Origin of the sequence: Sulfitobacter sp. (assembly GCF_039977885.1) — a bacterium.
GTDB lineage: Bacteria > Pseudomonadota > Alphaproteobacteria > Rhodobacterales > Rhodobacteraceae > Sulfitobacter.
In genome coordinates this window covers 74,932-97,038 of the sequence record NZ_JBDWCI010000007.1, presented here as the reverse complement: position 1 = coordinate 97,038, position 22,107 = coordinate 74,932, and the positions used below count along the sequence as shown (strand labels likewise).

The 22,107-nt window shown below is 58.8% G+C and carries 24 protein-coding genes; 12 read left to right on the top strand and 12 right to left on the bottom strand.

Annotated elements, in window-relative coordinates; all coding sequences use genetic code 11:
- Positions 1-37 precede the first annotated feature (37 nt).
- Positions 38-1,408, top strand: coding sequence for a glutamate--cysteine ligase (locus ABJM03_RS03925; protein ID WP_348415731.1), 1,371 nt, complete (start codon positions 38-40; stop codon positions 1,406-1,408).
- Here ABJM03_RS03925 and ABJM03_RS03920 read toward each other — a convergent pair.
- The 10 genes from ABJM03_RS03920 to ABJM03_RS03875 form a co-directional block, all read right to left on the bottom strand.
- Positions 1,405-1,980, bottom strand: coding sequence for a DUF805 domain-containing protein (locus ABJM03_RS03920; protein ID WP_348415729.1), 576 nt, complete (start codon positions 1,978-1,980; stop codon positions 1,405-1,407). The two genes, ABJM03_RS03925 and ABJM03_RS03920, sit on opposite strands and share 4 nt — an antisense overlap.
- 157 nt (positions 1,981-2,137) lie before the next feature.
- A complete protein-coding gene (locus ABJM03_RS03915; protein ID WP_348415728.1) occupies positions 2,138-2,671 on the bottom strand; it encodes a MarR family transcriptional regulator in 534 nt (177 codons plus the stop codon).
- A gap of 79 nt (positions 2,672-2,750) precedes the next feature.
- Positions 2,751-3,410 carry a hypothetical protein gene (locus ABJM03_RS03910; RefSeq protein ID WP_348415726.1) on the bottom strand — a complete coding sequence of 220 codons (660 nt, stop codon included), beginning with the start codon at positions 3,408-3,410 and terminating at the stop codon, positions 2,751-2,753.
- Positions 3,407-3,685: a hypothetical protein gene (locus ABJM03_RS03905; RefSeq protein ID WP_348415724.1), complete on the bottom strand. Its 279-nt coding sequence runs from the start codon at positions 3,683-3,685 to the stop codon at positions 3,407-3,409. The genes ABJM03_RS03910 and ABJM03_RS03905 overlap by 4 nt, the downstream gene beginning before the upstream one ends.
- Positions 3,682-4,290: a glycerol-3-phosphate 1-O-acyltransferase PlsY gene (gene plsY / locus ABJM03_RS03900; protein WP_348415722.1), complete on the bottom strand. Its 609-nt coding sequence runs from the start codon at positions 4,288-4,290 to the stop codon at positions 3,682-3,684. The genes ABJM03_RS03905 and plsY overlap by 4 nt, the downstream gene beginning before the upstream one ends.
- Before the next feature lie 15 nt (positions 4,291-4,305).
- A complete protein-coding gene (pyrC, locus tag ABJM03_RS03895; RefSeq protein ID WP_348415721.1) occupies positions 4,306-5,580 on the bottom strand; it encodes a dihydroorotase in 1,275 nt (424 codons plus the stop codon).
- A 91-nt stretch (positions 5,581-5,671) separates the two neighbouring features.
- Positions 5,672-6,103: a hypothetical protein gene (locus ABJM03_RS03890; RefSeq protein ID WP_348415719.1), complete on the bottom strand. Its 432-nt coding sequence runs from the start codon at positions 6,101-6,103 to the stop codon at positions 5,672-5,674.
- A 97-nt stretch (positions 6,104-6,200) separates the two neighbouring features.
- Positions 6,201-6,734 carry a hypothetical protein gene (locus ABJM03_RS03885; RefSeq protein ID WP_348415717.1) on the bottom strand — a complete coding sequence of 178 codons (534 nt, stop codon included), beginning with the start codon at positions 6,732-6,734 and terminating at the stop codon, positions 6,201-6,203.
- Positions 6,731-7,225: a hypothetical protein gene (locus ABJM03_RS03880; RefSeq protein ID WP_348415715.1), complete on the bottom strand. Its 495-nt coding sequence runs from the start codon at positions 7,223-7,225 to the stop codon at positions 6,731-6,733. The genes ABJM03_RS03885 and ABJM03_RS03880 overlap by 4 nt, the downstream gene beginning before the upstream one ends.
- Positions 7,222-8,160 carry an aspartate carbamoyltransferase catalytic subunit gene (locus ABJM03_RS03875; protein ID WP_348415714.1) on the bottom strand — a complete coding sequence of 313 codons (939 nt, stop codon included), beginning with the start codon at positions 8,158-8,160 and terminating at the stop codon, positions 7,222-7,224. Before ABJM03_RS03875 ends, ABJM03_RS03880 begins: the two co-directional genes overlap by 4 nt.
- A gap of 107 nt (positions 8,161-8,267) precedes the next feature.
- Here ABJM03_RS03875 and ABJM03_RS03870 point away from each other — a divergent pair, with 107 nt between their 5' ends.
- The 5 genes from ABJM03_RS03870 (at position 8,268) to ABJM03_RS03850 (ending at position 15,431) form a co-directional block, all read left to right on the top strand.
- Positions 8,268-9,044 carry a uracil-DNA glycosylase gene (locus tag ABJM03_RS03870; RefSeq protein ID WP_348415712.1) on the top strand — a complete coding sequence of 259 codons (777 nt, stop codon included), beginning with the start codon at positions 8,268-8,270 and terminating at the stop codon, positions 9,042-9,044.
- Positions 9,041-9,646, top strand: a complete 606-nt coding sequence (locus ABJM03_RS03865; RefSeq protein ID WP_348415711.1) for a LysE family translocator — start codon at positions 9,041-9,043, stop codon at positions 9,644-9,646. Before ABJM03_RS03870 ends, ABJM03_RS03865 begins: the two co-directional genes overlap by 4 nt.
- A gap of 3 nt (positions 9,647-9,649) precedes the next feature.
- Positions 9,650-10,192, top strand: a complete 543-nt coding sequence (gene moaB / locus ABJM03_RS03860) for a molybdenum cofactor biosynthesis protein B (RefSeq protein WP_348415709.1) — start codon at positions 9,650-9,652, stop codon at positions 10,190-10,192.
- Positions 10,193-10,313: 121 nt separating this feature from the next.
- A complete protein-coding gene (locus ABJM03_RS03855) occupies positions 10,314-11,774 on the top strand; it encodes an HlyD family efflux transporter periplasmic adaptor subunit (RefSeq protein WP_348415707.1) in 1,461 nt (486 codons plus the stop codon).
- 3 nt (positions 11,775-11,777) lie between these two features.
- On the top strand, positions 11,778-15,431 hold the full coding sequence (locus ABJM03_RS03850) for an efflux RND transporter permease subunit (RefSeq protein WP_348415705.1): 3,654 nt from the start codon (positions 11,778-11,780) through the stop codon (positions 15,429-15,431).
- Here ABJM03_RS03850 and ABJM03_RS03845 read toward each other — a convergent pair.
- Positions 15,428-16,231 (bottom strand): protein-disulfide reductase DsbD domain-containing protein, encoded by an 804-nt coding sequence (locus ABJM03_RS03845; protein WP_348415703.1) that lies wholly within the window; start codon positions 16,229-16,231, stop codon positions 15,428-15,430. The two genes, ABJM03_RS03850 and ABJM03_RS03845, sit on opposite strands and share 4 nt — an antisense overlap.
- Positions 16,232-16,287: 56 nt before the next feature.
- Here ABJM03_RS03845 and ABJM03_RS03840 point away from each other — a divergent pair, with 56 nt between their 5' ends.
- A complete protein-coding gene (locus tag ABJM03_RS03840) occupies positions 16,288-16,917 on the top strand; it encodes a YqgE/AlgH family protein (protein WP_348415702.1) in 630 nt (209 codons plus the stop codon).
- Here the strand turns inward: ABJM03_RS03840 and ABJM03_RS03835 are convergent.
- Positions 16,914-17,858, bottom strand: coding sequence for an L-threonylcarbamoyladenylate synthase (locus tag ABJM03_RS03835; protein ID WP_348415700.1), 945 nt, complete (start codon positions 17,856-17,858; stop codon positions 16,914-16,916). The two genes, ABJM03_RS03840 and ABJM03_RS03835, sit on opposite strands and share 4 nt — an antisense overlap.
- A 138-nt stretch (positions 17,859-17,996) precedes the next feature.
- On the opposite strand from ABJM03_RS03835, the gene ABJM03_RS03830 reads away from it, so the two are divergent.
- The 5 genes from ABJM03_RS03830 (at position 17,997) to ABJM03_RS03810 (ending at position 22,096) form a co-directional block, all read left to right on the top strand.
- Positions 17,997-19,712 carry an acyl-CoA dehydrogenase gene (locus tag ABJM03_RS03830; RefSeq protein WP_348415698.1) on the top strand — a complete coding sequence of 572 codons (1,716 nt, stop codon included), beginning with the start codon at positions 17,997-17,999 and terminating at the stop codon, positions 19,710-19,712.
- A 14-nt stretch (positions 19,713-19,726) separates the two neighbouring features.
- Positions 19,727-20,788, top strand: a complete 1,062-nt coding sequence (locus ABJM03_RS03825) for an MBL fold metallo-hydrolase (protein WP_348415697.1) — start codon at positions 19,727-19,729, stop codon at positions 20,786-20,788.
- Positions 20,781-21,245, top strand: coding sequence for a DUF6173 family protein (locus ABJM03_RS03820; protein WP_348415695.1), 465 nt, complete (start codon positions 20,781-20,783; stop codon positions 21,243-21,245). The genes ABJM03_RS03825 and ABJM03_RS03820 overlap by 8 nt, the downstream gene beginning before the upstream one ends.
- A gap of 102 nt (positions 21,246-21,347) precedes the next feature.
- Positions 21,348-21,482 carry an aa3-type cytochrome c oxidase subunit IV gene (locus tag ABJM03_RS03815; RefSeq protein WP_348415693.1) on the top strand — a complete coding sequence of 45 codons (135 nt, stop codon included), beginning with the start codon at positions 21,348-21,350 and terminating at the stop codon, positions 21,480-21,482.
- A gap of 14 nt (positions 21,483-21,496) precedes the next feature.
- Positions 21,497-22,096, top strand: a complete 600-nt coding sequence (locus ABJM03_RS03810; RefSeq protein WP_348415691.1) for a hypothetical protein — start codon at positions 21,497-21,499, stop codon at positions 22,094-22,096.
- Positions 22,097-22,107: the final 11 nt, after the last annotated feature.

Below are 22,107 nucleotides of genomic sequence, written 5' to 3'. Positions count from 1 at the left end.
GCAAGGCTGCGGACGACACACTAGCGGAGAGCCCGACATGTCCATTCCCCAATCCGGCGGCGGCCCGATCGAGAACTTTGACCAGCTGGCGCAATACCTTGCGGATGGCTGCAAGCCAAAGGATCAGTGGCGCATCGGTACCGAGCATGAGAAATTCGGCTATTGCAAGGATACGTTGCTGCCTTTGCCTTACGAGGGCCCGCGTTCGATTCGCGTGATGTTGGAAGGCCTGCGCGACAAACACGGCTGGGCCTCCGTCGAAGAGGGCGGCAAGCTGATCGGGCTGGAGAAAGACGGCGCGAATGTCTCGCTTGAGCCGGGCGGTCAGTTGGAACTATCCGGCGCACCGGTCGAGACAATTCACGAAACCTGCGACGAAGTGAACAGCCACTTGCGCGAAGTGCAAGACGTTGCCGATGAAATCGGCGCGGGCTTTATCGGTCTGGGTGCTGCGCCCGAGTGGACCCATGAACAAATGGATCTGATGCCCAAGGGCCGCTACAAGCTGATGAACGACTATATGACCAAGGTGGGCACCATGGGCCGCGTGATGATGCGCCGGACCTGTACGGTGCAGGTGAACCTTGATTTCGGCTCCGAAGCGGACATGGTGCAGAAAATGCGCGTTGCTGTGGCCTTGCAGCCGGTGGCGACAGCTCTTTTTGCCAACTCCCCGTTTTTTGAGGGCAAGCTGAACGGTCATAAATCATGGCGTAGCCGTGTGTGGCGCGATCTGGATGCCTCGCGCACCGGCATGATCCCATTTGTGTTCGACGAGGGCTTTGGCTTTGAAGCTTGGGTGAATTACGCGCTCGATGTGCCGATGTATTTTGTCTACCGCGATGGCAAATACATTGACGCACTGGGGCAGTCGTTCCGTGATTTCATGCAGGGCAAATTGCCTGCGCTCCCCGGTGAAACGCCCACGCTGAGCGATTGGGCCGACCACCTGACCACCGCCTTCCCCGAAGCGCGGATGAAGAAGTTTATCGAGATGCGCGGTGCCGATGGCGGCCCGTGGCGCCGCCTGTGCGCACTGCCTGCTTTCTGGGTTGGCCTGATGTATGATCAAAATGCGCTGGATGGCGCATGGGATCTGGTAAAGGGCTGGGATGCCGAAATGCGTGAGGAATTGCGTGTTGCAGCATCCGTGGACGGGCTTCAGGCAGAAGTGCGTGGGGTCAAAATGATTGATCTGGCACGTGAGGCAGTCGCGCTGTCTGATGCCGGCTTAAAGGCCCGCGCGCGTACCGGTTCTGACGGTTTGGTGCCCGATGAGACACATTTCCTGAATGCGCTGAAAGAAAGCGTTGAGACCGGAAAAACCCCCGCCGACGAGCTGCTTGATTGCTATAACGGCGAATGGGGCGGGGATCTAAGCCGGATCTACGCGGATTATTCCTATTAAGCAGAGCTTGCAGGCTTTAAGACTTTGGTCCGGTAATAGTCTGAAATCTCGGCCTTTCGGGCCGCCTGCACCTCGGCGCTGACGGGTTTGTCCTTTTCAAACAGCACGGCATAGCCCTGCATGGCGCGCTTGTGCGCGTCAACGGTGACGGGCTTGCCTGATGGATCTGCCATGGGGCGGGACGCCGGCGCGCCGTAGTGGGTTCTGTTGTTCTGGCTGGGCAGCATGTACAGGATAAACAATGCAAACCCCGCAAGAGGGATGAAGCTCAATAGCAACCAGAATCCGGAAAACCCTGCGTCATGCAACCGCCGGACGCTGAGCGAAATCATGGGAATGGAAAATATCAAAACAGCCCAAGGGGTGAACAGATCGAAGGGGGAGAGGGCGGCAAACAGCAAATCGCCTTCGACCTGATGGCGCATGAAAAGCGCGGTAACGTCGAACGCGATTGCAGCAAGGTTGACAAGACAGCTGAAGAGGAAGACCCACCAGTATTCGCTCCGGCTTGCACGACCGGAAAAGTTCAGTGTCTTTGCGAACGCGGTGCCCACTGCGGAAATTGGTCCCATGTCTCTTCCATCTATTGAATTGGTGTATTCTCACGTCCGTCTGATTGTACAAACTGGTGTGGCACCAAAAGGGGCGCATTAGGGCAAAATAATGGTCGTGCAGGTCAGGGTTGTGCAGGCCACGGATAGGTCGACCCTGTGGAATGCCCGAACTGCCTTAACTGTCTTTGCCTTTTGGCAAAAAGCGGGCAATGCGCCCTCCCAGCTTGAGCGCGGCCATTTGCACGCTGCGGGGCAGTGCCATGACGTCAGTATACCAGTTGTCAAACATCTGCATGGTATCGAGTGTTTCTGCGATGCGGGCCTTGACCTCGGGCGGGGTGGCGTCTGTTTCGGCCTCGCGTTGGACTTCTTCGAGGGCTTGCAAGGTGGGCAGGTATTCCCGTTCGCGGCGGGTCTTGATCACTGTTGTGACCAGATCAAACATGTCACGCACGGAGGTGAAATGATCACGCCGGTCGCCGAGCTTGCGCTGGGATTTGACCATGCCGAGGCTTTGTAGCTCCTTCAACCCGTTAGAGACATTCGAGCGGGCGAGGTTGAGTAGCTCACAAATCTGATCGGCGCTTAACGGTTCAGGTGCGATATGTAGCAGTGCATGAATTTGCGCGACCGAGCGGTTGGTGCCCCATTTCGCCCCCATATCACCCCAGTGAAGGATAAAGTTCTGCATGGCAGGTGTGAGATGCATGAGGAAGCTCGCTTATGGTTTCTGTAATGACAGAAATATAAGAATGCAGTTCTGGGGCAAGGAGAATTTCTGTATCGGTCTATTCGTCGCGGGTAAGGCGCAGGCGGAACGGACCTGACGAGACTGCAAGTTCGCGCAGGTTTTGCTGGTCGCCAGCCGTATCATAGCTCAGCTGCATCTTGGCCGATGAGATGCCCAGTGGAGACAGGTGGCCTGGCCCTTTGGTCACAGCATAGCGCAAATTGCAGGTCAGAGTGGCACCGTCGCGGCTTTGCCCGTCGGGGGTGAGGGTCACATAACGGCGCCCGTCATACATACGCATGGCCTTGGGGCAGCCCTGTGCGCGAAACAGCGCGCCCATTGCGCGTACAGGATCGCGCGCACCGGCAGGCACCAAACTCACATCTGACAGTTCGGTCTGCTCTTTTTGGGGCGTGATCCTGGTGCTTTTAGCGCGGCCGTTTGCGATGTCGACAATCACTGCACGCGATTTGCGCGAGGAACGGCTTTCGCCGGTGAAGGTGCTTGTTGCGGCGTTTCCTGTGCTGGATCCGTGGAAGGTGCCGTTGAAAACACCCAGCGGTGTGTTGTCGAGGGTCGACCGCAAAGTGGCCGCATTGCCGTTTGTTGTATAGTCCAGATGTCCAAGCATCTTGTTCCCCAAGATGACGCTATAGGTGTCGGCCAATGCGGCAGGCGCTGTCAGCACAGCGGCGCAAAGGAGGGCTAGTCGTGTCATTCGGGAGGCTCCGGTTGGTAATTCATCACAAAGGCGATGACCTTGTCATGGGGCATTTCACAGGGGGCCAGTTGGGGACCGTTTTCCAGATCGTAAAAGTTCAGGCTTATGTAATCTGTACGGTCCAAGGCTTCTGCCACCAGCTTGATGGATTTTCCGACGTTAAAGTCGCTGCGTGTTGCAGTGTAGCGCCGGTTGTGGAAATGGCCCCAAGAGGTGCCTTGCGGAATAGCCCGCAATGCAGTGGCAAACCCCGTGGGAGCCGCCTTTCTCACCCTTTTTGGCCAATCTTTGGTTCAGTTCCGGCGCGGAGCCGTTGCAGGTTTTCCCGGTGCCGCCAGATGACAATTACTGTCAGGGCAACACATAGCAGATAGGTTGAGCCATACCCCAGCACCACGACCAATATGGAAGAGGCCGCAGCGCTCACAATGCCGCCGACCGAGGACATGCGCGATATCGCCACTGCAACAAGCCAGACCACACAGCAGGCAATCCCCACGGGCCATGCGAGTGCCAGCAGAATGCCAAGGAAGGTCGCGACCCCTTTGCCGCCCCTGAACCTGAGCCAGACAGGAAAGCAGTGCCCCAACATCGCGGTCAGCGCGGCCAGTTGCGCGGCATCTTCACCGGCCGCTGCCCGCGCGATCAGCAGGATCACGGCACCTTTGCCCGCATCCAGCAGTAGCGTTGCAATCGCCGCCGGTTTTGATCCGGTACGCAAAACATTGGTGGCCCCGATATTGCCTGACCCGATCTCCCGCAGATTGCCAAGGCCAAAGAACCGCGTCAGCACGATGCCAAAGGGTATTGATCCGGCCAGATAACCAAGCAGGGCCCAAAGCAACAGCACAGGCAGGGTATTTTCAATTAGCGGCATATGGGGCCTTCCAAATTAGACAGTATAGACGCAGTTGCCTGCGACATAGGTTGACAGAATCTTACCCTGCATCCGCACGCCATCAAAGGGTGTGTTGCGCGATTTCGAGCAGAGTGTGGCCCGGTCCATGACAAATGGCGCATGCGGGTCAAACAGTACCAGATCCGCAGGTGCGCCAACGGCCATGCGACCCGATGGCAGGCCCAGCCGCATGGCGGGATTCAACGACATCGCGCGCCATAGCACAGGCAGCTCGATCATTTCGGCATGCCACAGGCGCAGTGCTGCGGGCAGCAGTGTCTCAAGCCCGACAGCGCCAGAGGCGGCTTCTTCGAATGGCAGGCGTTTGCTTTCTTCATCCTGAGGCGTGTGCATCGAGCAAACAATATCAATCACCCCTGATGCAACGGCGTTCACCATAGCAATGCGGTCTTCTTCGTCCCGAAGGGGTGGTTTCAGTTTAAAGAAAGTGCGGTAGTTGGCCACGTCCAACGCGTTGAGCGTCAGGTGGTGGATGCCGATCCCCGCTGTGATATCCAGCCCGTTGGCTTTTGCGCGTGAGAGGGCAGGCAGGGCGCGGGCGGTCGTGATCTGGTCGGCGTGGTAGCGCGCGCCGGTCATTTCGATCAACGCGATGTCACGGTCCAGCCCCATGCGTTCTGCCATGGGGGACACGGCTGGCAATCCGCGCAGCGAGGCAAATTTGCCCGAGGTGGCAGCAGCGCCTTTGCTCAGGATAGGTTCTTGAGGGTGGGCAATGACCAGCGCGCCAAGGCTGCGCGCATAGGTGAGCGCGCGGGAAAATACCTTGGTATCCGTGATGACATGGTCGCAGTCGGTAAAGGCCACAGCCCCGGCATCCATGAGAAAACCAATTTCGGTCATCTCTCGGCCGGCGCGGTTTTTCGTCAGCGCAGCCATCGGCAGCACATGCACAGGAGCGGCGTCATTGGCGCGGCGGGTGACAAATTCCAATGTTTCCGGGCTGTCGATGGCCGGATCTGTGTCAGGGCGCGTGATCATGGTCGTCACGCCGCCTTTGGCCGCGGCCTGTCCGGCTGAACGATAGCTTTCTTTATGGCGCTCACCGGGTTCGCAGACTTTCACGCCCAAATCGACAAGGCCAGGGGCCAGATATTTGCCGCGGCAATCAATCACTTCGCCTTTGGGATCGGTCAGGCCGCCCTCGACAACAGCAGTGATGCAGCCCTCGTTAACGGTAACCGATCCCTCGAAGCTGCGTGCGGTTTCGGGGTCAACCACGGTGGCGTTGGTAAAATGAAGCGTCATGTCGTCTCTTTCTGCATCTGCCGCGTCAGGCCATAGGTTCTTTCAATAGTGTAAATGCGCATGTAAGCTCTGCTGCGCAACGCGAAACCGCTCATGGGGTAAGCCGGTCCCGGGCGGCCAATATCTGGCGGACAACTTCGGCGGGGTCTTCGACATAGGCTATTCTTACCCGTAAGCCGCCCTTGAGATAGACAACCACATTGCCGCCCAAGCGTTTGCGCACATTAATCACATCGGCCAAAGGAAGACGCGCTTCGCCCTCGGGGCCGACGTGCAGCAGGGCGTCACTGCGAAGATACCAATGATTTTCCCGCGCAGCGCGCCAACGGGCTGGATCTTCGAAGCCGATATTATACGCCAGTGCCAGAACTGGTGCGACATACATCAATTGATGAAATCCGGTGATCCCGCCAATGACCCAACCGGCAATAGCCAGCACAACCAATGTGATCGCGCCGACAATTACACTGCGGCGCAAAAAGACCCGAAATTTCGGGGTCCATGCTGCCAATGCCTCGCTCATCCCGCCATCCAGACCATGCCAGCGGCCACTGCAAAGGCGACCAATAGCGCAATGGTAGCAATGCGGCCTGACATTTTCGGATCGGGTTTTGGTTCTTTCATCGAACTATCCACCATATAAATAAAACCGCTAGCAGTAAAATAGCGCCTGTGATCATGCTGCCGCTGCGTAGATTGGGTGTGGATGCCTCTTTTCCCCCAACGCCCGAGTGTAGCTTGGCAGCTTCTGATGCGGTGGGCCCGGCGGCCTGCTGGACCCATGGTTCGCGGTAGGTGCCGATCAGAGTTAAATCCTTGCCAGGGGTTAAGGTCACTGTGCCAGTGTTGGCGACGTTCGAGAGGAGCAGCAAAACATAGCCATCCAACGCCTCTAACCGCGCGCGATCTGCATGCAAGGCCTCCGCTTCGACAGCATAGCCGTCGCTCAGGTATCGGAGCAGGCCCAGCCCCGCCAAATCCGCAAGGGCAAAGAGTTCAATGTCGCTATCAGTAACTTCATGCCCTAACAACTCGGACGCGACGATGTTTTTGCCTGATTGGCGCAATGCACGTGCCATGTCGGCCATAGGTCGCGAAATGGCAAAAACGCGTACAACGCCTGTTTCATGCTGTGAGATGTGCAGCGTGCTCATTTCGGATGACCTTGAAGATGGTCCAGCAATTCGTCACTGCGGGTGATGTAGTCGAAGCTGACAATGCGCCGTGCCCCGCCGTGCTCGCCCAGAAAACCGATGCTGGGGGGTGACGTTTTGCGAACCTTCGGCGGAATAAACGCATCCACCGGGTAGTATTTCACGCGGGTACCCTCGGCTTTGATATCGAAAAACAGCGCATGGCGGTCTGTTAGAGCGTAGCGCGTGGTCGCATAATTTTTCAATTGGCGTCGCGATACATTGGCTGGGACAATTGCAGCGACCGCCAGAAAAACCATCAGCCACATATCCGTCTGTGTGCCGAGTTTTGACAAGATGAACCATCCCGTGCCCAGTAGGCAAACAGCACTAAACAAGGGGGCACCAAACAGCTGCCAATTGCGCCAATGTACGCGCGGCTCGGGCTTGCCTACCCATAGCAGGGTCTCATCCTGCTCTAACACGTTATGCCAGAAGTCGGTGTCGCTCATGTGCGGTTGCCCGTCAGATTTTGCGCCAGAAGATCCATTGCGGCCATGCGGACGGCCACGCCCATCTCGACCTGATCCTGAATGACGCTGCGGTTGATGTCATCGGCCAGCGTGCCGTCAATCTCGACGCCGCGGTTCATCGGGCCGGGGTGCATGATGATCGCGTCCGGCTTGGCGTGCGATAGCTTTTCCGCATCCAGCCCGTACCGGTGGTAATATTCGCGCTCGCTGGGGATAAACCCGCCATCCATGCGCTCTTTTTGCAGGCGTAGCATCATCACAACGTCCACATCCTTAAGCCCTTCTTCCATGTTGTCAAAGACCTCGACGCCGAATTCGCCGATGCCCGATGGCATCAGGGTGGGGGGGGCGATCAGGCGGATGCGGTTCTCCATCTTGCCAAGCAAGATGATGTTGGAGCGTGCTACACGGCTGTGCGCGATATCGCCACAAATCGCGATCGACAGGCGGTGTAGACGGCCCTTGGCGCGGCGAATGGTCAGCGCATCCAGCAAGGCCTGCGTTGGGTGTTCGTGCCGCCCGTCACCGGCGTTGAGCACGGCGCAGTTCACTTTTTCGGCCAAAAGGTCCACCGCACCCGATTGCGGATGACGCACAACCAGCAAATCGGGATGCATGGCGTTCAGGGTCATCGCGGTATCAATCAGGGTTTCACCCTTTTTGATGCTGCTGGCCTGCATGGCCATATTCATTACATCAGCGCCCAGACGTTTGCCCGCGATCTCAAAGCTGGCTTGCGTGCGGGTCGAATTCTCGAAGAACATGTTGATCTGCGTGAGCCCTTTGAGGGCACCGCCATGTTTGTCGCGTTGGCGGTTGAGATCAGCATAACTGTCCGCGAGGTCCAGTAATGTGGTGATTTCGGTGGGATGCAGCGGCTCGATGCCAAGCAGGTGGCGGTGGGCAAAACTCATGAGGGGACCTTACGCTGTTTGCCCCGTTATAGGCGCGCAGGCACAGCGCGGCAAGAAGCGGCGCGTGGGGCATTTTTATCCTGTGCGCACAGGCGTAGAGTGGCGGCATGGAATCAGTGGATTTTCACACAGCGCGTGCGCTTTTGGAGTGGCAGATGGAGCTGGGCGCGGATGAGTGCATCAGCGATACCCCTGTGGATTGCTATAGCTTGCCCGCGACACTGGCCAAGCCCAAGGCCGAAAATCCCAAACCGCATCTGACACGGGGCCCCATCAGAACGGCCACGCAGGATCCCGTTGGGGTGGCCCAGAAGGCAGCGGATGCCGCCGACAGTCTCGATGCGTTAAAGGCGGCGATGCAGGCCTTTGATCTGTGCGATTTCAAGCGGGGCGCGCGCAATATGGTGTTCTCTGACGGTATTGCCGGTGCGCCGGTGATGGTTATTGGCGAGGCACCGGGACGTGAGGAAGACCGCATTGGCAAGCCTTTTGTCGGGGCCGCAGGGCAACTGTTTGACCGGATGTTCGCAGCTGTTGATATGGGACGCGAGCGTGCTGATGCGCCTGTTTATATCACTAATATATTGCCGTGGCGCCTGCCGCAAAATCGCGACCCCAAGCCGGACGAGATCGCGATGATGAAGCCTTTCTTGCTGCGCCACATCACATTGGCAAATCCCAAGGCGGTGGTGCTTATGGGTAATTGGTCCTGTCAGGCGCTGTTGGGTAAACGCGGGATTTCGCGGATGCGCGGCACATGGACCGAAGTGGCGGGCAAGCCCGCCTTACCCATGTTCCATCCAGCCTACCTGCTGCGCAATCCCGTCGCCAAGCGCGAGGCATGGGCGGATTTGTTGAAACTCAAAACGAGTGTGAGTAAATGATTGACCCTGTTGTTTTGCTGGCATTTGTGCCGGCTGCTCTTGCGCTTAACGCGACGCCGGGGCCGGATATGATGTTGTGTTTGGCGCAGGGGATGCGGTCGGGGCATCGCGCGGCTTGGGCGGCAAGCGCCGGTGTCAGCACGGGGTCCATGGTGCATGTTGCGATAGCGGGCTTGGGATTGGGCGCGGTGATCGCGGCCTTTCCATGGGCGTTCGATGTTATTCGCTGGATCGGCGTGGCATATCTTTTGTATCTGGCGGTGCAGGCTTTTCGCAGCTCGGGTGTCAAGGCGCGTGGCGAAGGGTTACGTCCTGCGCAGGCCTACCGTGCGGGATTGTTCACCAACCTGAGCAATTTCAAAGTGATTTGGTTCGTCCTGGCCTTTATTCCGCAATTTGTCGTGCCCGATGCCGGTCCGGTGTTTTTGCAGTTTCTGGCCTTTGGCGGCATGATTGCGCTGGGCGGGTTCGTGATCAATGGGCTGGTGGGCAGCTACGCGGGCACGCTTGGGGCGCGGTTGCTGCGCTCCAGCAAGGTGTTGGGATATGTCACAGGCAGTATTTACGCGGCCCTTGCGGCGCGGTTGGCAGTTATGGAGTAGGGTATGAGCCGAATTGACGAGACAAAAGAGTTCATCCCTGTTCGCATTGCTGTGCTGACGGTTTCGGATACCCGCAGTCTGGCCGAGGATCGCTCGGGCGATGTTCTGGTTGCGCGCCTGCAAGAGGCAGGACACCAGTTGGCAGATCGCAAGATGCTGACGGACGAGCGTTCCGAGATTGCCGCGCAATTGCGTGAATGGTGTGCCGATCCGCAGATTGATGTGGTGCTGTCCACCGGGGGGACGGGGCTGACAGGCCGTGATGTCACTGTGGAGGCACACCGCGATGTTTATGAAAAAGAGATCGACGCCTTCGGGACGGTCTTTACTATCGTATCCATGCAGAAAATCGGCACCAGTGCGGTGCAGTCCCGCGCGACGGGCGGCGTGGCAAACGGGACCTACCTGTTTGCGCTGCCCGGCAGCCCAGGTGCATGCAAGGATGCATGGGACGAAATTCTGGTCAAACAGCTCGATTACCGCCACCGGCCCTGTAATTTCGTCGAAATTCTGCCGCGTCTGGATGAGCATCACCGGCGCAAATAGCCCGCCGGTTGGGCGGACTGCCGGAAAAGTGACAAAGAGCGAGGGCGCGAATGTGTAAACTACCGTGCGGATGTGGCGTATCGTGCTATATTCGCAATGTGGTACAGCATTCGGGTTACTCATGCGGTTTCTAAGACAAACAATGATGGGGCTGTTTCTGGCGGCTATGACGCTGGGCCTATTGGTCTGGGCGGTGCAGATCGTGGGCGGGGCGGTACAGACGCGCCTTGCGGACAGCCCCGCGGCTCCACCTGCGCGTGAACGCGCTTTTGCGGTGAATGTGCTCACGGCACAGACCGGCACACAGACGCCGATACTCGACAGTTATGGCGAGATTGCCAGCCGTCGCACGCTGGAGCTGCGCGCGGCAATCGGCGGGCGCGTGATGGAATTGGCCAACGGGTTTGAGGACGGCGGCAAGGTGCGCGCCGGCGATGTATTGGTTCGGCTGGACCAAGCCGACATGCAATCTGCGTTTGAGCGTGCGCAAAACGATCTGGCTGATGCAGAAGCCGAACAACGTGATGCCGCCCGCGGCCTTGCGCTGGCGCGTGACGAGGTTGTAGCGGCGCAAGAACAGGCAGACCTGCAAGCCCTTGCTGCGCAACGTCAGGCCGACCTCGCAGAGCGCGGTGTGGGCACTTCTGCCGCGCTTGAGACAGCGCAGCTTGCCGCGTCGGCAGCGCGACAGGGCGTGTTGGCGCGTCGTCAGGTATTAGCACAAGGAGAGGGGCGCGTAGATCAGGCGCGCACCCAGACGGCGCGCGCGCGGATCGCTTTAGCCGAGGCCCAGCGGCGGTTGGATGATATGATCATTCGCGCGCCCTTCACCGGTGTTCTAAGTGAAACAACGGTGGTCGAGGGCCGCCTTGTCTCGGGAAATGAACGGGTGGCAGAGCTGATTGATCCCGATGATCTGGAGGTGTCATTCCGTCTGTCTACTGCGCAGTTTGCGCGGCTGCTGGATGCAAGCGGGCAAATTGTCCAAGCCGAAGTCGAGGTCACGCTGGATGTGGCTGGCATCGACATCGCCGCGCAAGGACGTATCACGCGCACCTCGGCTGCGGCGGGGGACGGGCTGACGGGGCGGCTTGTTTTTGCCGCGCTGCATGAGGCCGCAGGCTTTAAACCCGGCGATTTTGTGACTGTGCGGGTGCAAGAACCGGCGCTTGCGGAGGTGATCCGTTTGCCCGCGTCGTCGGTAGATGCGGCGGGGGGTGTTTTGCTGCTGGGGCCGGACAATCGGTTAGAAGCCGCGGTCGTCGAGGTTTTGCGCGCGCAGGGCGACGAGGTATTGGTGCGCGGTGATATCGTGGGCCGCGAAGTGGTTGAGTCGCGCTCGCCTTTGCTGGGCGCGGGTATCGCGGTGAAACCACTGCGCAAAGAAGGCGAAGGCAACAGCGCGCCAAAGACACCCGAGATGGTCGAGTTGAGCGCCGCGCGCCGCGCAAAGCTGGTCGCATTCGTCGAGGCCAGCAACCGGATGCCCGACGCGGCCAAAGCCCGCGTGTTGGCGCAGCTTTCACAGCCGCAGGTCCCTGCGCAAACCATCGAGCGGCTGGAAAGCCGCATGGGAGGTTAGAGCGTGGCGCGCGAAATCTCCAAGACGGCAAGCGGCCTTCTGTCCTATTTCACGCGCCACAAAACGCTGGCTAATTTATTGCTGGTTTTGATGCTGATGGCCGGATTTGCCGCAGCGCCCAATATGCGTGCCCAGTTCTTCCCTGATGTCGTTCTGGACAGTGTTTCGGTCACCACTCTTTGGGAGGGAGCAGGGGCCGAAGACGTCGACGAGGCCGTGAGTCAGGTGCTCGAGACTGCGATGCTCAATGTCGAAGGGGTCGAAAGTTCGGAGAGCACATCGCGTGAGGGGCGCAGCGTGGTCGAGCTTGAGTTCGAGCCGAATTGGGATATGGCGCGGGCTGCTGCGGATGTGCAGACAGCGGTGGATGTTATCACCACATTACCCGAAGAGGCCGAAGATCCGGTTGTGCGTCGTGGCGCATGGCGTGACCGCGTGACGGATGTTGTAATTACAGGCGATGTGGGGCCTGATCAATTGGGCCGCTTTGCGGATGAATTCGTTGTGCGCCTGTTTGCCGAAGGGGTGACGCGCAGCACCATTCGCGGCGTGGCCGCGCCCGAAACATTGGTCGAGGTGCCGTCCTCCAAACTTATCGCATTTGATGTGACGATGGCGCAGATCGCCGAAGCCATCGCCGCCGAGACAGACGCGGATCCGGCAGGAGATGTCGACGGCGCAAATGCCCGCGTCCGCACTGGTACTGCCAAGCGTAGTCCGCAACAGATCGCAGGGATCACCTTGCGCACCAATCCCGATGGCTCAAGCCTGCTTGTCTCTGATGTGGCGGTTGTGCGTGCCCAAGGCATTGACCGCAACGTGGGCTTTTTTGTGGGCGATGATCCGGCGATATCGGTGCGGGTGGACCGTTCTGACCGTGGCGATGCGATTGGTATTCAGGCGACTGTGGAAAAGGTCGCGGCTGAGCTTCAAGCAGGATTGCCTGCGGGGGTGAGTGTCGAACTCATACGCACACGAGCCGAGGCGATTTCCGGTCGGCTTGATTTGTTGATCTCCAACGGGCTGATGGGGCTGGGCCTTGTGGTCGGGCTTTTGTTTTTGTTCCTGAATGCGCGCACGGCGTTCTGGGTGGCTGCGGGGATTCCTGTGGCCATGGGGGCGGCAATCGCATTGATGTATGTGGGCGGCCTGACGATCAATATGATCTCGCTTTTTGGTTTGATCATTACATTGGGCATTGTGGTGGATGACGCTATTGTCGTGGGCGAACACGCCGATCACCGCTACCGCCTAGGAGGAATAAGCGCGGCGGAAGCTGCCGAGGGGGCAGCGCAGCGAATGGCAATGCCGGTTGTGGCGGCCACGCTTACGACGTTGATTGCATTCTTTGGTTTGACAGCAGTGGGCGGGCGGTTTGGTAATCTGATCAAGGATATCCCCTTTACGGTGATTGCGGTGCTGATTGCCTCACTGATCGAGTGTTTCCTGATCCTGCCGCACCACATGAAAACCGCATTAGACGGGACCAGCAAACGGTCCCGATTTTCTTTGGGCAAACTGGTCGTCGGAGGGGTGGCAAGCGCAGTCGTGGTGACGGTGCTTACCATAGCCTTTCTATATGGCGTAATCTGGTTGTACCTGAGGGCCACCGGTGCGGATGTGGCGCAGGTTTACGGGCTGCTTTACGGTGGCAGTGCGGCTATTGCGGGTGTCATGCTGGTGCTGATAGCCGGCTATGCGCTAACCCGTCCGGCGCGGATGCGCGATGCGTTCTATGCGATCGGGCAGCACGGGATCGACACGCCGTCTGTTGTGATTAACGGCGGTTTTGTCTGGCTCCGCGAGCGTCTGTTCCGGCCTTTCATGGCGGGGGTGATCGCAGCGCGCTATGTGGTGCTGGCAGGGGTCATAGCCATTCTGGCAAGCCAGATCGCCGTGTTTATCCGCGGCGATGTGCAATGGCGGTTCTTTAACGCGCCTGAACGCGGGTCGGTCACTGGTAACTTTATTATGGCCGAGGGAGCCACGCGCGCAGATACCTTGGCCATGATGCGCGAGATGCAGCGCGCCACTGAGGTCGTCGGCGCGAGATTGGAGGCCGAACACGGCGCCAACCCGCTTGATTATGTCATGGCGCAGGTTGGTGGTAACGGCGGGCGCGGCTTGGCGGCTGCGGATGGCAAGGACGGCGATCTGTTGGGCGGCATCGCGATTGAGCTGATCGACGCCGACCTGCGGCCTTATTCCAGTTTTGCCTTTGTGGCGCAGTTGCAGGAGGAGGTCGTGAACCATCCGCTGGCCGAAATCGTCAGCTTTCGCGGCTGGCGCTCTGGTCCGGGCGGGGATGCGTTGGATGTGCAGTTCTATGGGGCCGCGACACAAACGCTCAAAGATGCATCCGAGGCGCTGCAGGTTGCCTTGCTTCAGTTCCCCGAGGTCAGCGCGGTAGAGGACAATCTGGCCTACGATAAGGAAGAGCTGATCCTTGATCTGACGCCGCAGGGGCTGGCCCTTGGTTTTACGATCGACGAACTGGGGCGTGTGCTGCGCAATCACCTCGGCGGGATTGAGGCGGCGACATATCCGGACGGTCCACGCTCGGCTGCGATCCGCGTGGAGCTGCCCAGAAATGAGCTGACAGCAGATTTTCTGGACCGGACACAGATGCGCACGCAGGAAGGTAATTATGTGGCGCTGGGCGATATTGTAAGCGTTGTACAGCGCACAGGGTTCAGCACCGTCCGCCGCGAGAACGGCATCCGTCTGATTTCGGTCACTGGTGATATTTCCGAAGACAACCCCGCCCGCGCAACCGAAATCAACACCGCATTGGCTGAAGATATCCTACCGCGCATCGCCTCGGAATTGCAGGTCGAATACCGCCTTGCGGGGCTGAGCGAGCAGGAAGACCAGTTTTTGACAGATGCGCTCACGGGGCTGATCCTTTGTCTGGCGGGGATTTTCCTTGTGCTTGCTTGGGTGTTCGGTAGCTGGACGCGGCCTTTGGTGGTGATGGCGATCATTCCTTTCGGTCTGGTTGGCACGATTTACGGCCATAACCTTTGGGACGTCCCGCTGAGCATGTTCACTGTGGTGGGCTTGTTGGGAATGACAGGGATCATCATCAACGATTCAATCGTGCTGGTGACCACAATTGATGAATATGCGGCCACGCGTGGTTTGTTGCCTTCGATCATTGATGGGGCGGCGGACCGTTTGCGACCAGTAATGCTGACAACGCTGACGACTGTGTTGGGCATGGCTCCGCTGTTGTTCGAGCGTAGCCAACAGGCGCAATTCCTCAAGCCCACGATTATCACGCTGGTCTACGGTCTTGGTTTTGGGATGATTCTGGTGCTTTTGGTGGTGCCTGCGCTGGTGGCAGCACAGCATGATGTGGCCCGACAGATCGCGGCGATGCGCCGCGGCTTGCGCACGCGGGCGCGGGGTTTGCAGTTGGGATTGATTGCGCTTTGGGTGATGATATCGGGCTGGGGGGTGGCGACCATGGGCGTAGCCGCATGGAGCGGCGCGCTCTACCCGCCGCTTGCCAAGGTGCTGCCCTCAGCAGCCGCTGCGATGCCCGCTATGCCGGTTGCGTTTTTGCTGTTCATAGGTGGGGCGGCGGTGTTGGCACTGGCTGGCTACGTCCTCGGAGGGATTTTGCTGGCTGTGCGTAAACCGACAGACGCTTAACCCGATGTGCAGCCGTGCAGGTCAACAGCGTAAGAGCTGCCCAGAACTGTGAACCGCATTGCAGAGCGGTCCAGACCCAGCGCACCTGTAGTCACGGGGACCATCTCGGATGTGGCGGTGAGGGTCTTGCCGTTGCGGCTGGTAACCGCTTCCGACACCCAGACGTCATCGCGGCCGGTTTCAATCACCACATGTTCTGTCCCACCCGTGGAAGGTAGTTGCAATGTGGCAGTGATGTTCAATCCGTCCTGTGAGGGCGACATTGTGCATGTCACATTCCCGGCACCGGCCTCTGAGGCGGAGTAGGGGCGTTCGGCCAGCGCAGCAGCAATAGCCGAGACAGGGGTGGCGGATTGCGCATCCATTGTGCCGCTCAAAGTCAGTTTTTCCGGCACGCAGATGTCGGCGCATACGCCGATGTCCATGCTCAGCTCAAGATCAACGGGTTGGGCTGCATTCTTGGCAGAGATGACCAAGGGCAGGATCACTTGATTGGAATAGCCCACCGACCGCATGCCATTTTGGTCAAACACTTTGGGTGTTGGCCATTGCACTTTGATGCCCGCCATATTTTGCGAGCCTTTCCAGTCAAATTGCGGCGGGATGCCCGCATCGCCCGGTACCCGCCAATAGGTTTTCCACCCGTCTGCAAGCGTGAGGCGGATGGCGCTCACGCGTGTTCCATCCGCTTGTTGCCACCCGTCTAGCAGCTCGGCTGTGACGGGAACGTCAAAAGGATCGGCCGCATGGGCGGCGGAGACAGAGGTGAGGAGCGCAGTGGCGCAAAGGAGCGTTTTCATCATGGCTCTTGTCTGCCGCGTGCAGATGGATTTGCCAAGTCACAAGTAGGTTAGCCATGTTTCGCCGATCCCGCTTGCAGCGGGGCGGAGGGCTGGGCAAGGTACAGGAAGTAGATGAATGGGAAACGCATATGGATTTGACAGGCCAGTTGTTAATCGCAATGCCGGGCATGGGGGATGCGCGGTTTGACCGCTCTGTTGTGTTGATCTGCTCTTACTCGGATGAGGGGGCGATGGGGCTGATCCTGAATAAACCCATGCCGAATATGACCATGCGGGATGTATTCGAGCGGCTGGAGATGACGGTGACCTCTGGCCCTGCGGACGTGCAGGTGCATATCGGTGGTCCGGTCCAGACCGAGCGCGGTTTTTTCCTGCATTGCGACGGGACCCGTACCACCGGAGAGCCCATGACGATTCCCGGCGGTTATATGCTGAGTGCCACACAAGGTATCTTGCGTGACACCGGTTTGGGCGATGGACCTGATCCATTTGTTTTTGCGCTTGGTTATTCCGGCTGGGGGCCGGGGCAGCTTGATCACGAAATTTCGCAAAATGGTTGGCTGACCGCGCCTGCGCGTGCCGATCTTGTGTTTGCCGGCGATGATGACGCCCTCTGGGAGGCTGCGCTGCGCAGCATACGGATCAATCCAGTGAGCCTGTCTTCGGCTGCCGGTCGGGCCTAGTCGCGCGGTGCGGCAGCGCGTTTCAGCCTGTCGTTGATGGCAACACCCAGTCCGATCTGGGGGATAGGAGCCACCGCAATGGGGCCTCCTAACGCGTCAAGCCGGTGCAGGCAGTCAAACAGATTCGCCGCAGCCTCGATCAGATCACCACTGCGCGACAGGGACAGTGTGCCTGCCACCGGACCAAAGCCCAAAAGGTTTTCGCCCGCGCGCGCGGTTGTCGCATTCAGACGGACCGCGCCGCGCGGCGCGTAATGCGACAGCATCTGTCCGGGTGCGGTGATGCTGCTGCCTTGGCCAGCCAGAAGCGACTTGCCCAGGACGGCTTCGATGTCCTCGGCCGCTACACCGCCTGCGCGCAGCAAAGTAGGCTTGCCCGCTTCAAACCCGATGATTGTGCTTTCCACGCCTACCGCGCAGGCTCCTCCGTCGACCACTGCAGCGATTCTGCCTTCAAGACCGTCCATCACATGTTCCGCCGCTGTGGGGCTGATCCGGCCGGAAGGGTTGGCCGATGGCGCGGCGACTGGGCCGCCAAAGGCGCGCAGCAAGGCCTGCGCGGCATCCTGCGCAGGCACCCGCAAACCGACCGTTTCCAACCCCGCCGTCACCAGCGATGACAGACCATGACCTTGGCGCAATGGAAGCACAAGCGTCAGCGGCCCGGGCCAGAATGCTTTGGCCAATGTTTGCGCCGTGTGAGGCCATTCAACCAATTCCTGTGCCTGCGCAGCGTCCGCCACGTGAACAATCAACGGGTTAAACGAGGGGCGGCCCTTGGCCTCATAAATGGCCGCGACGGCTGTGCTATTGCGTGCATCGGCGCCCAGACCGTAGACTGTTTCTGTCGGGAAGGCGACAAGCGCGCCTGCGCGCAGGAGGGTTGCGGCATCGTTCAGGCCATCGGGCGAGGCGCTGAGGCGTTTTGTGGGGGCGACCATGGTGGTTCCTTCCGGGCAATGACGCGGCGTTTTAGTTGCGCTTGGCGCTGGTGATCTACATCCTTTACCCAAGGGTAGCAGGGGGTCAATCGAGGCTTTTTGTGCAACCTGTCGCAGTATGATGTGAGGAAGACTAGTATGACGTATAGCGCTCCTGTTGAAGACTACAAGTTCCTGTTCGAACACGTCGTTCCTTTGGGCGATCTGCGCGGAACCGAACGGTTTGCCGATGCGACTGATGATGTAACGGTTGCGATTCTCACCGAGGCGGGCAAAGTCTCTGAAGAAGTGCTCGCTCCTTTGCAGCGGCCCGGAGATTTGCACCCCGCGCGGTTGGAGAATGGCGTGGTGCGCTGTTCGCCGGGTTTTCAGGAAGGTTATGAGGCGATTGCCCAAGGCGGATGGGTCGGCATGGCAGCGGCACCTGAATATGGGGGTATGGGACTGCCCATGGCCTTAACTGCCGCGGTCGGCGAGATGATGAGCGGCGCCTGTATGGCGCTTCAGTTGGCACCGATGTTGTCGCAAGGCCAGATCGAAGCACTGGAGCATCATGCAAGTGACGCGATCAAGGATCTGTACCTGCCCAAGCTGATCAGCGGTGAGTGGACGGGCACGATGAACCTGACCGAACCGCAGGCAGGATCGGATGTAGGGGCGCTGACCACCAAGGCCGAAGACAATGGCGATGGCACCTATGCCGTGACAGGTCAGAAGATTTACATCACTTGGGGCGACCACGATATGGGCGGCAACGTTTGCCATCTGGTGCTTGCGCGCTTGCCGGATGCACCGGCAGGTGTGAAGGGCATCAGCCTGTTCATGGTGCCCAAGTTTTTGCCCGATGAGGATGGCAATCCGGGAGAACGCAACACGCTTGGCGTTGTAAGCCTCGAACATAAGATGGGCATTCACGGATCGCCGACCTGTGTAATGCAATATGACGGGGCCAAAGGCTGGCTTGTCGGAGAGCCGCAGGGTGGCATTGACGCGATGTTTACCATGATGAACAATGCGCGTTTGGGTGTTGGCGGGCAGGGCATCGGCGTAGCCGAGGCTGCCTACCAACATGCACTGGCCTATGCGCAGGACCGGAAACAGGGCAAGACAATGCCATCGGTGGTTGAGGATACGATCCTTGGACATGCCGACGTGCGCCGCATGTTGACCACGATGAAAGCGGATATTTTCGCCGCGCGTGCAATCGCCATGAGCAACGCCGTAGCGATTGATATGGCGCGGGCGACTGGCACGGCTGCGTGGAAGGCTCGTGCTGCCTTGCTGACCCCGATTTCCAAATCTTTCGGGACAGCAACAGGGATCGGCGTGGCAGATATGGGCGTGCAGGTGCATGGCGGTATGGGCTTTGTCGAAGAAACCGGTGCCGCGCAATTTTGCCGCGACGTGCGTGTGACGGCGATCTATGAGGGCACCAACGGCATTCAGGCAATGGATCTGGTGGCACGCAAGATGATGGATGGCGGCGAAGCGGCAATGGCGTTGTTGGACGAAGTGGCCGAGGATGTCGAAGCTGCACGTGCGGTCTTTCCGCGTTTGGCCAATGCCGTTTGGGAAGCTGTTGAAAGTATGCGCGAGGCGACCGAGTGGCTTGTTGCACAAAGCGATTTGCAAGATCGTTTTGCCGGTGCTGTGCCTTTCCTCCATGCATTTGCCCGGGTATTGGGCGGGCATATGCACCTCAAGGCGGCCTTGGCCGACCGTGGCGGCGCACGTGAAAAGCTGGCACGTTTTTATATTCAGCGCATGCTACCCGAACATCTGGCCTTGCTGGCCCATGCGCAGGCGGGGGCTGAGGGGCTTTTTGCGCTGACGCCTGAAGAGTTGGCGCAGTAAGGGCGGACTATTCCATGGCTGATAAAGCCCAACACCAAGGCCTGCGCTACCCATGGGATACACCGCCTGAAGGGGCAGAGGCGATTGAGGTCGCACCGGGCGTCTTTTGGTTTCGCCTGCCTCTGCCGATGAAGCTGGACCATGTGAATATTTATGCGCTTGATGAAGGCGACAGCTGGACCATCATCGACACGGGTTTTGCCTCGAAAAGGACTAAGGCGCTTTGGGCGCAAATCATGGCGGGGCCGCTTGCGGGCAAACCGGTGCAGCGCGTTGTGGTCACGCATCATCACCCCGACCACATCGGCCTTGCGGGCTGGTTCCAGACCGAGCACGGCGCAGAGCTGGTTACCACGCGCACGGCGTGGTTGACGGCGCGGATGCTGACGCTGGATGTGCAAGACACCCCATCCCCCGAAAATCTCGCGTTTTATCGCAGCGCTGGCATGGCCGCTGACATTTATGCCAAACGCGCTGTGGACAGGCCCTTCAATTTTGCCGATGTCGTGGCACCGCTGCCGCTTGGCTTTACGCGTATTAGACAGGGTGACACCATCCGGATGGGCGGTCGCACATTTGACGTGCATATCGGAAACGGCCACGCGCCCGAACATGCGACCTTTTGGAGCCGCGATGATAATCTGGTGATTGCGGGCGATCAGATCCTTTCCTCGATCAGTCCGAATGTGGGCGTTTATGCGACCGAACCCATGGCCGATCCCCTTGGGGAGTGGCTCGAGGCATGTGAGCGGTTTGCACTGATGGGGCGTGACGATCATCTGGTTCTAGGGGGGCACAAACTGCCGTTTACCGGCCTGCCGCTGCGCATGCGCCAATTGATCGAGAACCACCATGGCGCGCTTAGACGACTTGCAAATTACATTGAAACGCCCAAAGCGGCGGGCGATGTTTTCGCTTCGTTGTTCAAAAGGCCCATCGGAGAGGCGGAATATGGCCTCGCACTGGTTGAAGCTTTTGCGCATTTGAGCCACCTTCACCAAACGGGCCAGGCCACGCGCAGCATGCGCGAGGATGGGGCATGGGTGTATCAGTACAAGGGTTCAGACAATGGGTGACCAGATCAAGACAACGGCAGAAGCCGCAGAAGAGCAGGCCATGCCACGCGTGCATGAAGTCCATAATGATCCCGACGCGAAAAATGCCAGCGATCAACAGGTGCCAAAGGGCGTCAGTGGTAAGCCCGTAGAACAGAAATCTGCCGCGCAATGGGCCTATGAGCGCACCGTGCTCTACCTCAAAAAGTTCGAAGAGGGCCTTGATGACGAGCATGAGATCGCCATGGGCTTTGCCGGTGCGGATGCAGGGGTGCTCAAGATCGAGGGCATGGGGTATTTTGATCCTGACATCGTGACGTTTTACGGTGCGGATACGTCGGGCACCAAGATGCAGCTGGTGCAGCATGTCAGTCAGCTTAACGTGCTGTTTCGCGCAGTGGCAAAAGAGAAAAAGGCCGCAACCCCTAATCGTATCGGTTTCAAGCTGCTCGAAGACCTCGACCGGGAGCAAAGCTAGACCGGGCATCTTGTGCGCGCTTTAAATCCGGCGTGACAGAAGGCTTGAAATACCGTAACTGCACAATAACGCTTCGCCCATCCAGACGAAAAGGACACTCCAATGGCCGATCACCAACATGGCAGCATGGACAGCTCAGCAAACGAAAAAATGTACAACAGCTTTATCACCTTTGTGACACGCGGTGTTGTTGTGATTATTGCGATCCTTCTGTTTATGGCGTTATTCGCCCGCTAATCAGGCGATTATTCATGCTTAAAACTGTTACTTCCCTGTTGCTCGCTGCGGCGGTCCTTGCCGGATGCGCAGAAAAAGGGAAAGAATCCTCCACTCGCGAAATCGAGCAGGCGGTGTACCTCAATGAGGGGCCAACGCGGCTGACGTTGATCACGATGGTCAACAACCGCTCTGGCGCGGGTGCCCATTCGGCCTTGTTGGTGGAAAGCACACAATCGGTATTGTTCGACCCTGCCGGTTCATTCGAGCATGAGCTTTTGCCTGAACAGGGTGATGTGCTTTATGGTCTGACGCCTGTTTGGGTCGATCGCTATATCTCGGCCCATGCCCGCTCCCAATTTCATGTGGTGCGTCAGGAGATCGACGTGACCCCGGCCCAAGCAGCGCGCGCGCTGCAATTGGTACAGGCCAGAGGGCCGGTGCCGAGTGCGTTTTGCACGAATGCAACCTCTGGCGTGCTCAAGCAGATCCCGGGTTTCGAAGGAATTAGCCAAAGCTTTTTCCCGCTCAAGCTGATGGAGCAGTTCGAACAGCTCCCCGGTGTGAGAACCACGCGGGTCTATGAAGATGACGATGGTGGTGTGCGGGACGGTGTGGCCAACCTTGGCAATTAGGTGGCCGCCGC

What these genes read in the sequence shown, in the direction of transcription:
- ABJM03_RS03925 (WP_348415731.1), top strand. Translation starts at nt 38, where the DNA reads ATGTCCATTCCCCAATCCGGCGGCGGCCCGATCGAGAACTTTGACCAG.
- ABJM03_RS03920 (WP_348415729.1), bottom strand. Translation starts at nt 1,980, where the DNA reads ATGGGACCAATTTCCGCAGTGGGCACCGCGTTCGCAAAGACACTGAAC.
- ABJM03_RS03915 (WP_348415728.1), bottom strand. Translation starts at nt 2,671, where the DNA reads ATGCATCTCACACCTGCCATGCAGAACTTTATCCTTCACTGGGGTGAT.
- ABJM03_RS03910 (WP_348415726.1), bottom strand. Translation starts at nt 3,410, where the DNA reads ATGACACGACTAGCCCTCCTTTGCGCCGCTGTGCTGACAGCGCCTGCC.
- plsY (WP_348415722.1), bottom strand. Translation starts at nt 4,290, where the DNA reads ATGCCGCTAATTGAAAATACCCTGCCTGTGCTGTTGCTTTGGGCCCTG.
- pyrC (WP_348415721.1), bottom strand. Translation starts at nt 5,580, where the DNA reads ATGACGCTTCATTTTACCAACGCCACCGTGGTTGACCCCGAAACCGCA.
- ABJM03_RS03890 (WP_348415719.1), bottom strand. Translation starts at nt 6,103, where the DNA reads ATGAGCGAGGCATTGGCAGCATGGACCCCGAAATTTCGGGTCTTTTTG.
- ABJM03_RS03885 (WP_348415717.1), bottom strand. Translation starts at nt 6,734, where the DNA reads ATGAGCACGCTGCACATCTCACAGCATGAAACAGGCGTTGTACGCGTT.
- ABJM03_RS03880 (WP_348415715.1), bottom strand. Translation starts at nt 7,225, where the DNA reads ATGAGCGACACCGACTTCTGGCATAACGTGTTAGAGCAGGATGAGACC.
- ABJM03_RS03875 (WP_348415714.1), bottom strand. Translation starts at nt 8,160, where the DNA reads ATGAGTTTTGCCCACCGCCACCTGCTTGGCATCGAGCCGCTGCATCCC.
- ABJM03_RS03870 (WP_348415712.1), top strand. Translation starts at nt 8,268, where the DNA reads ATGGAATCAGTGGATTTTCACACAGCGCGTGCGCTTTTGGAGTGGCAG.
- ABJM03_RS03865 (WP_348415711.1), top strand. Translation starts at nt 9,041, where the DNA reads ATGATTGACCCTGTTGTTTTGCTGGCATTTGTGCCGGCTGCTCTTGCG.
- moaB (WP_348415709.1), top strand. Translation starts at nt 9,650, where the DNA reads ATGAGCCGAATTGACGAGACAAAAGAGTTCATCCCTGTTCGCATTGCT.
- ABJM03_RS03855 (WP_348415707.1), top strand. Translation starts at nt 10,314, where the DNA reads ATGCGGTTTCTAAGACAAACAATGATGGGGCTGTTTCTGGCGGCTATG.
- ABJM03_RS03845 (WP_348415703.1), bottom strand. Translation starts at nt 16,231, where the DNA reads ATGAAAACGCTCCTTTGCGCCACTGCGCTCCTCACCTCTGTCTCCGCC.
- ABJM03_RS03840 (WP_348415702.1), top strand. Translation starts at nt 16,288, where the DNA reads ATGTTTCGCCGATCCCGCTTGCAGCGGGGCGGAGGGCTGGGCAAGGTA.
- ABJM03_RS03835 (WP_348415700.1), bottom strand. Translation starts at nt 17,858, where the DNA reads ATGGTCGCCCCCACAAAACGCCTCAGCGCCTCGCCCGATGGCCTGAAC.
- ABJM03_RS03830 (WP_348415698.1), top strand. Translation starts at nt 17,997, where the DNA reads ATGACGTATAGCGCTCCTGTTGAAGACTACAAGTTCCTGTTCGAACAC.
- ABJM03_RS03825 (WP_348415697.1), top strand. Translation starts at nt 19,727, where the DNA reads ATGGCTGATAAAGCCCAACACCAAGGCCTGCGCTACCCATGGGATACA.
- ABJM03_RS03820 (WP_348415695.1), top strand. Translation starts at nt 20,781, where the DNA reads ATGGGTGACCAGATCAAGACAACGGCAGAAGCCGCAGAAGAGCAGGCC.
- ABJM03_RS03815 (WP_348415693.1), top strand. Translation starts at nt 21,348, where the DNA reads ATGGCCGATCACCAACATGGCAGCATGGACAGCTCAGCAAACGAAAAA.
- ABJM03_RS03810 (WP_348415691.1), top strand. Translation starts at nt 21,497, where the DNA reads ATGCTTAAAACTGTTACTTCCCTGTTGCTCGCTGCGGCGGTCCTTGCC.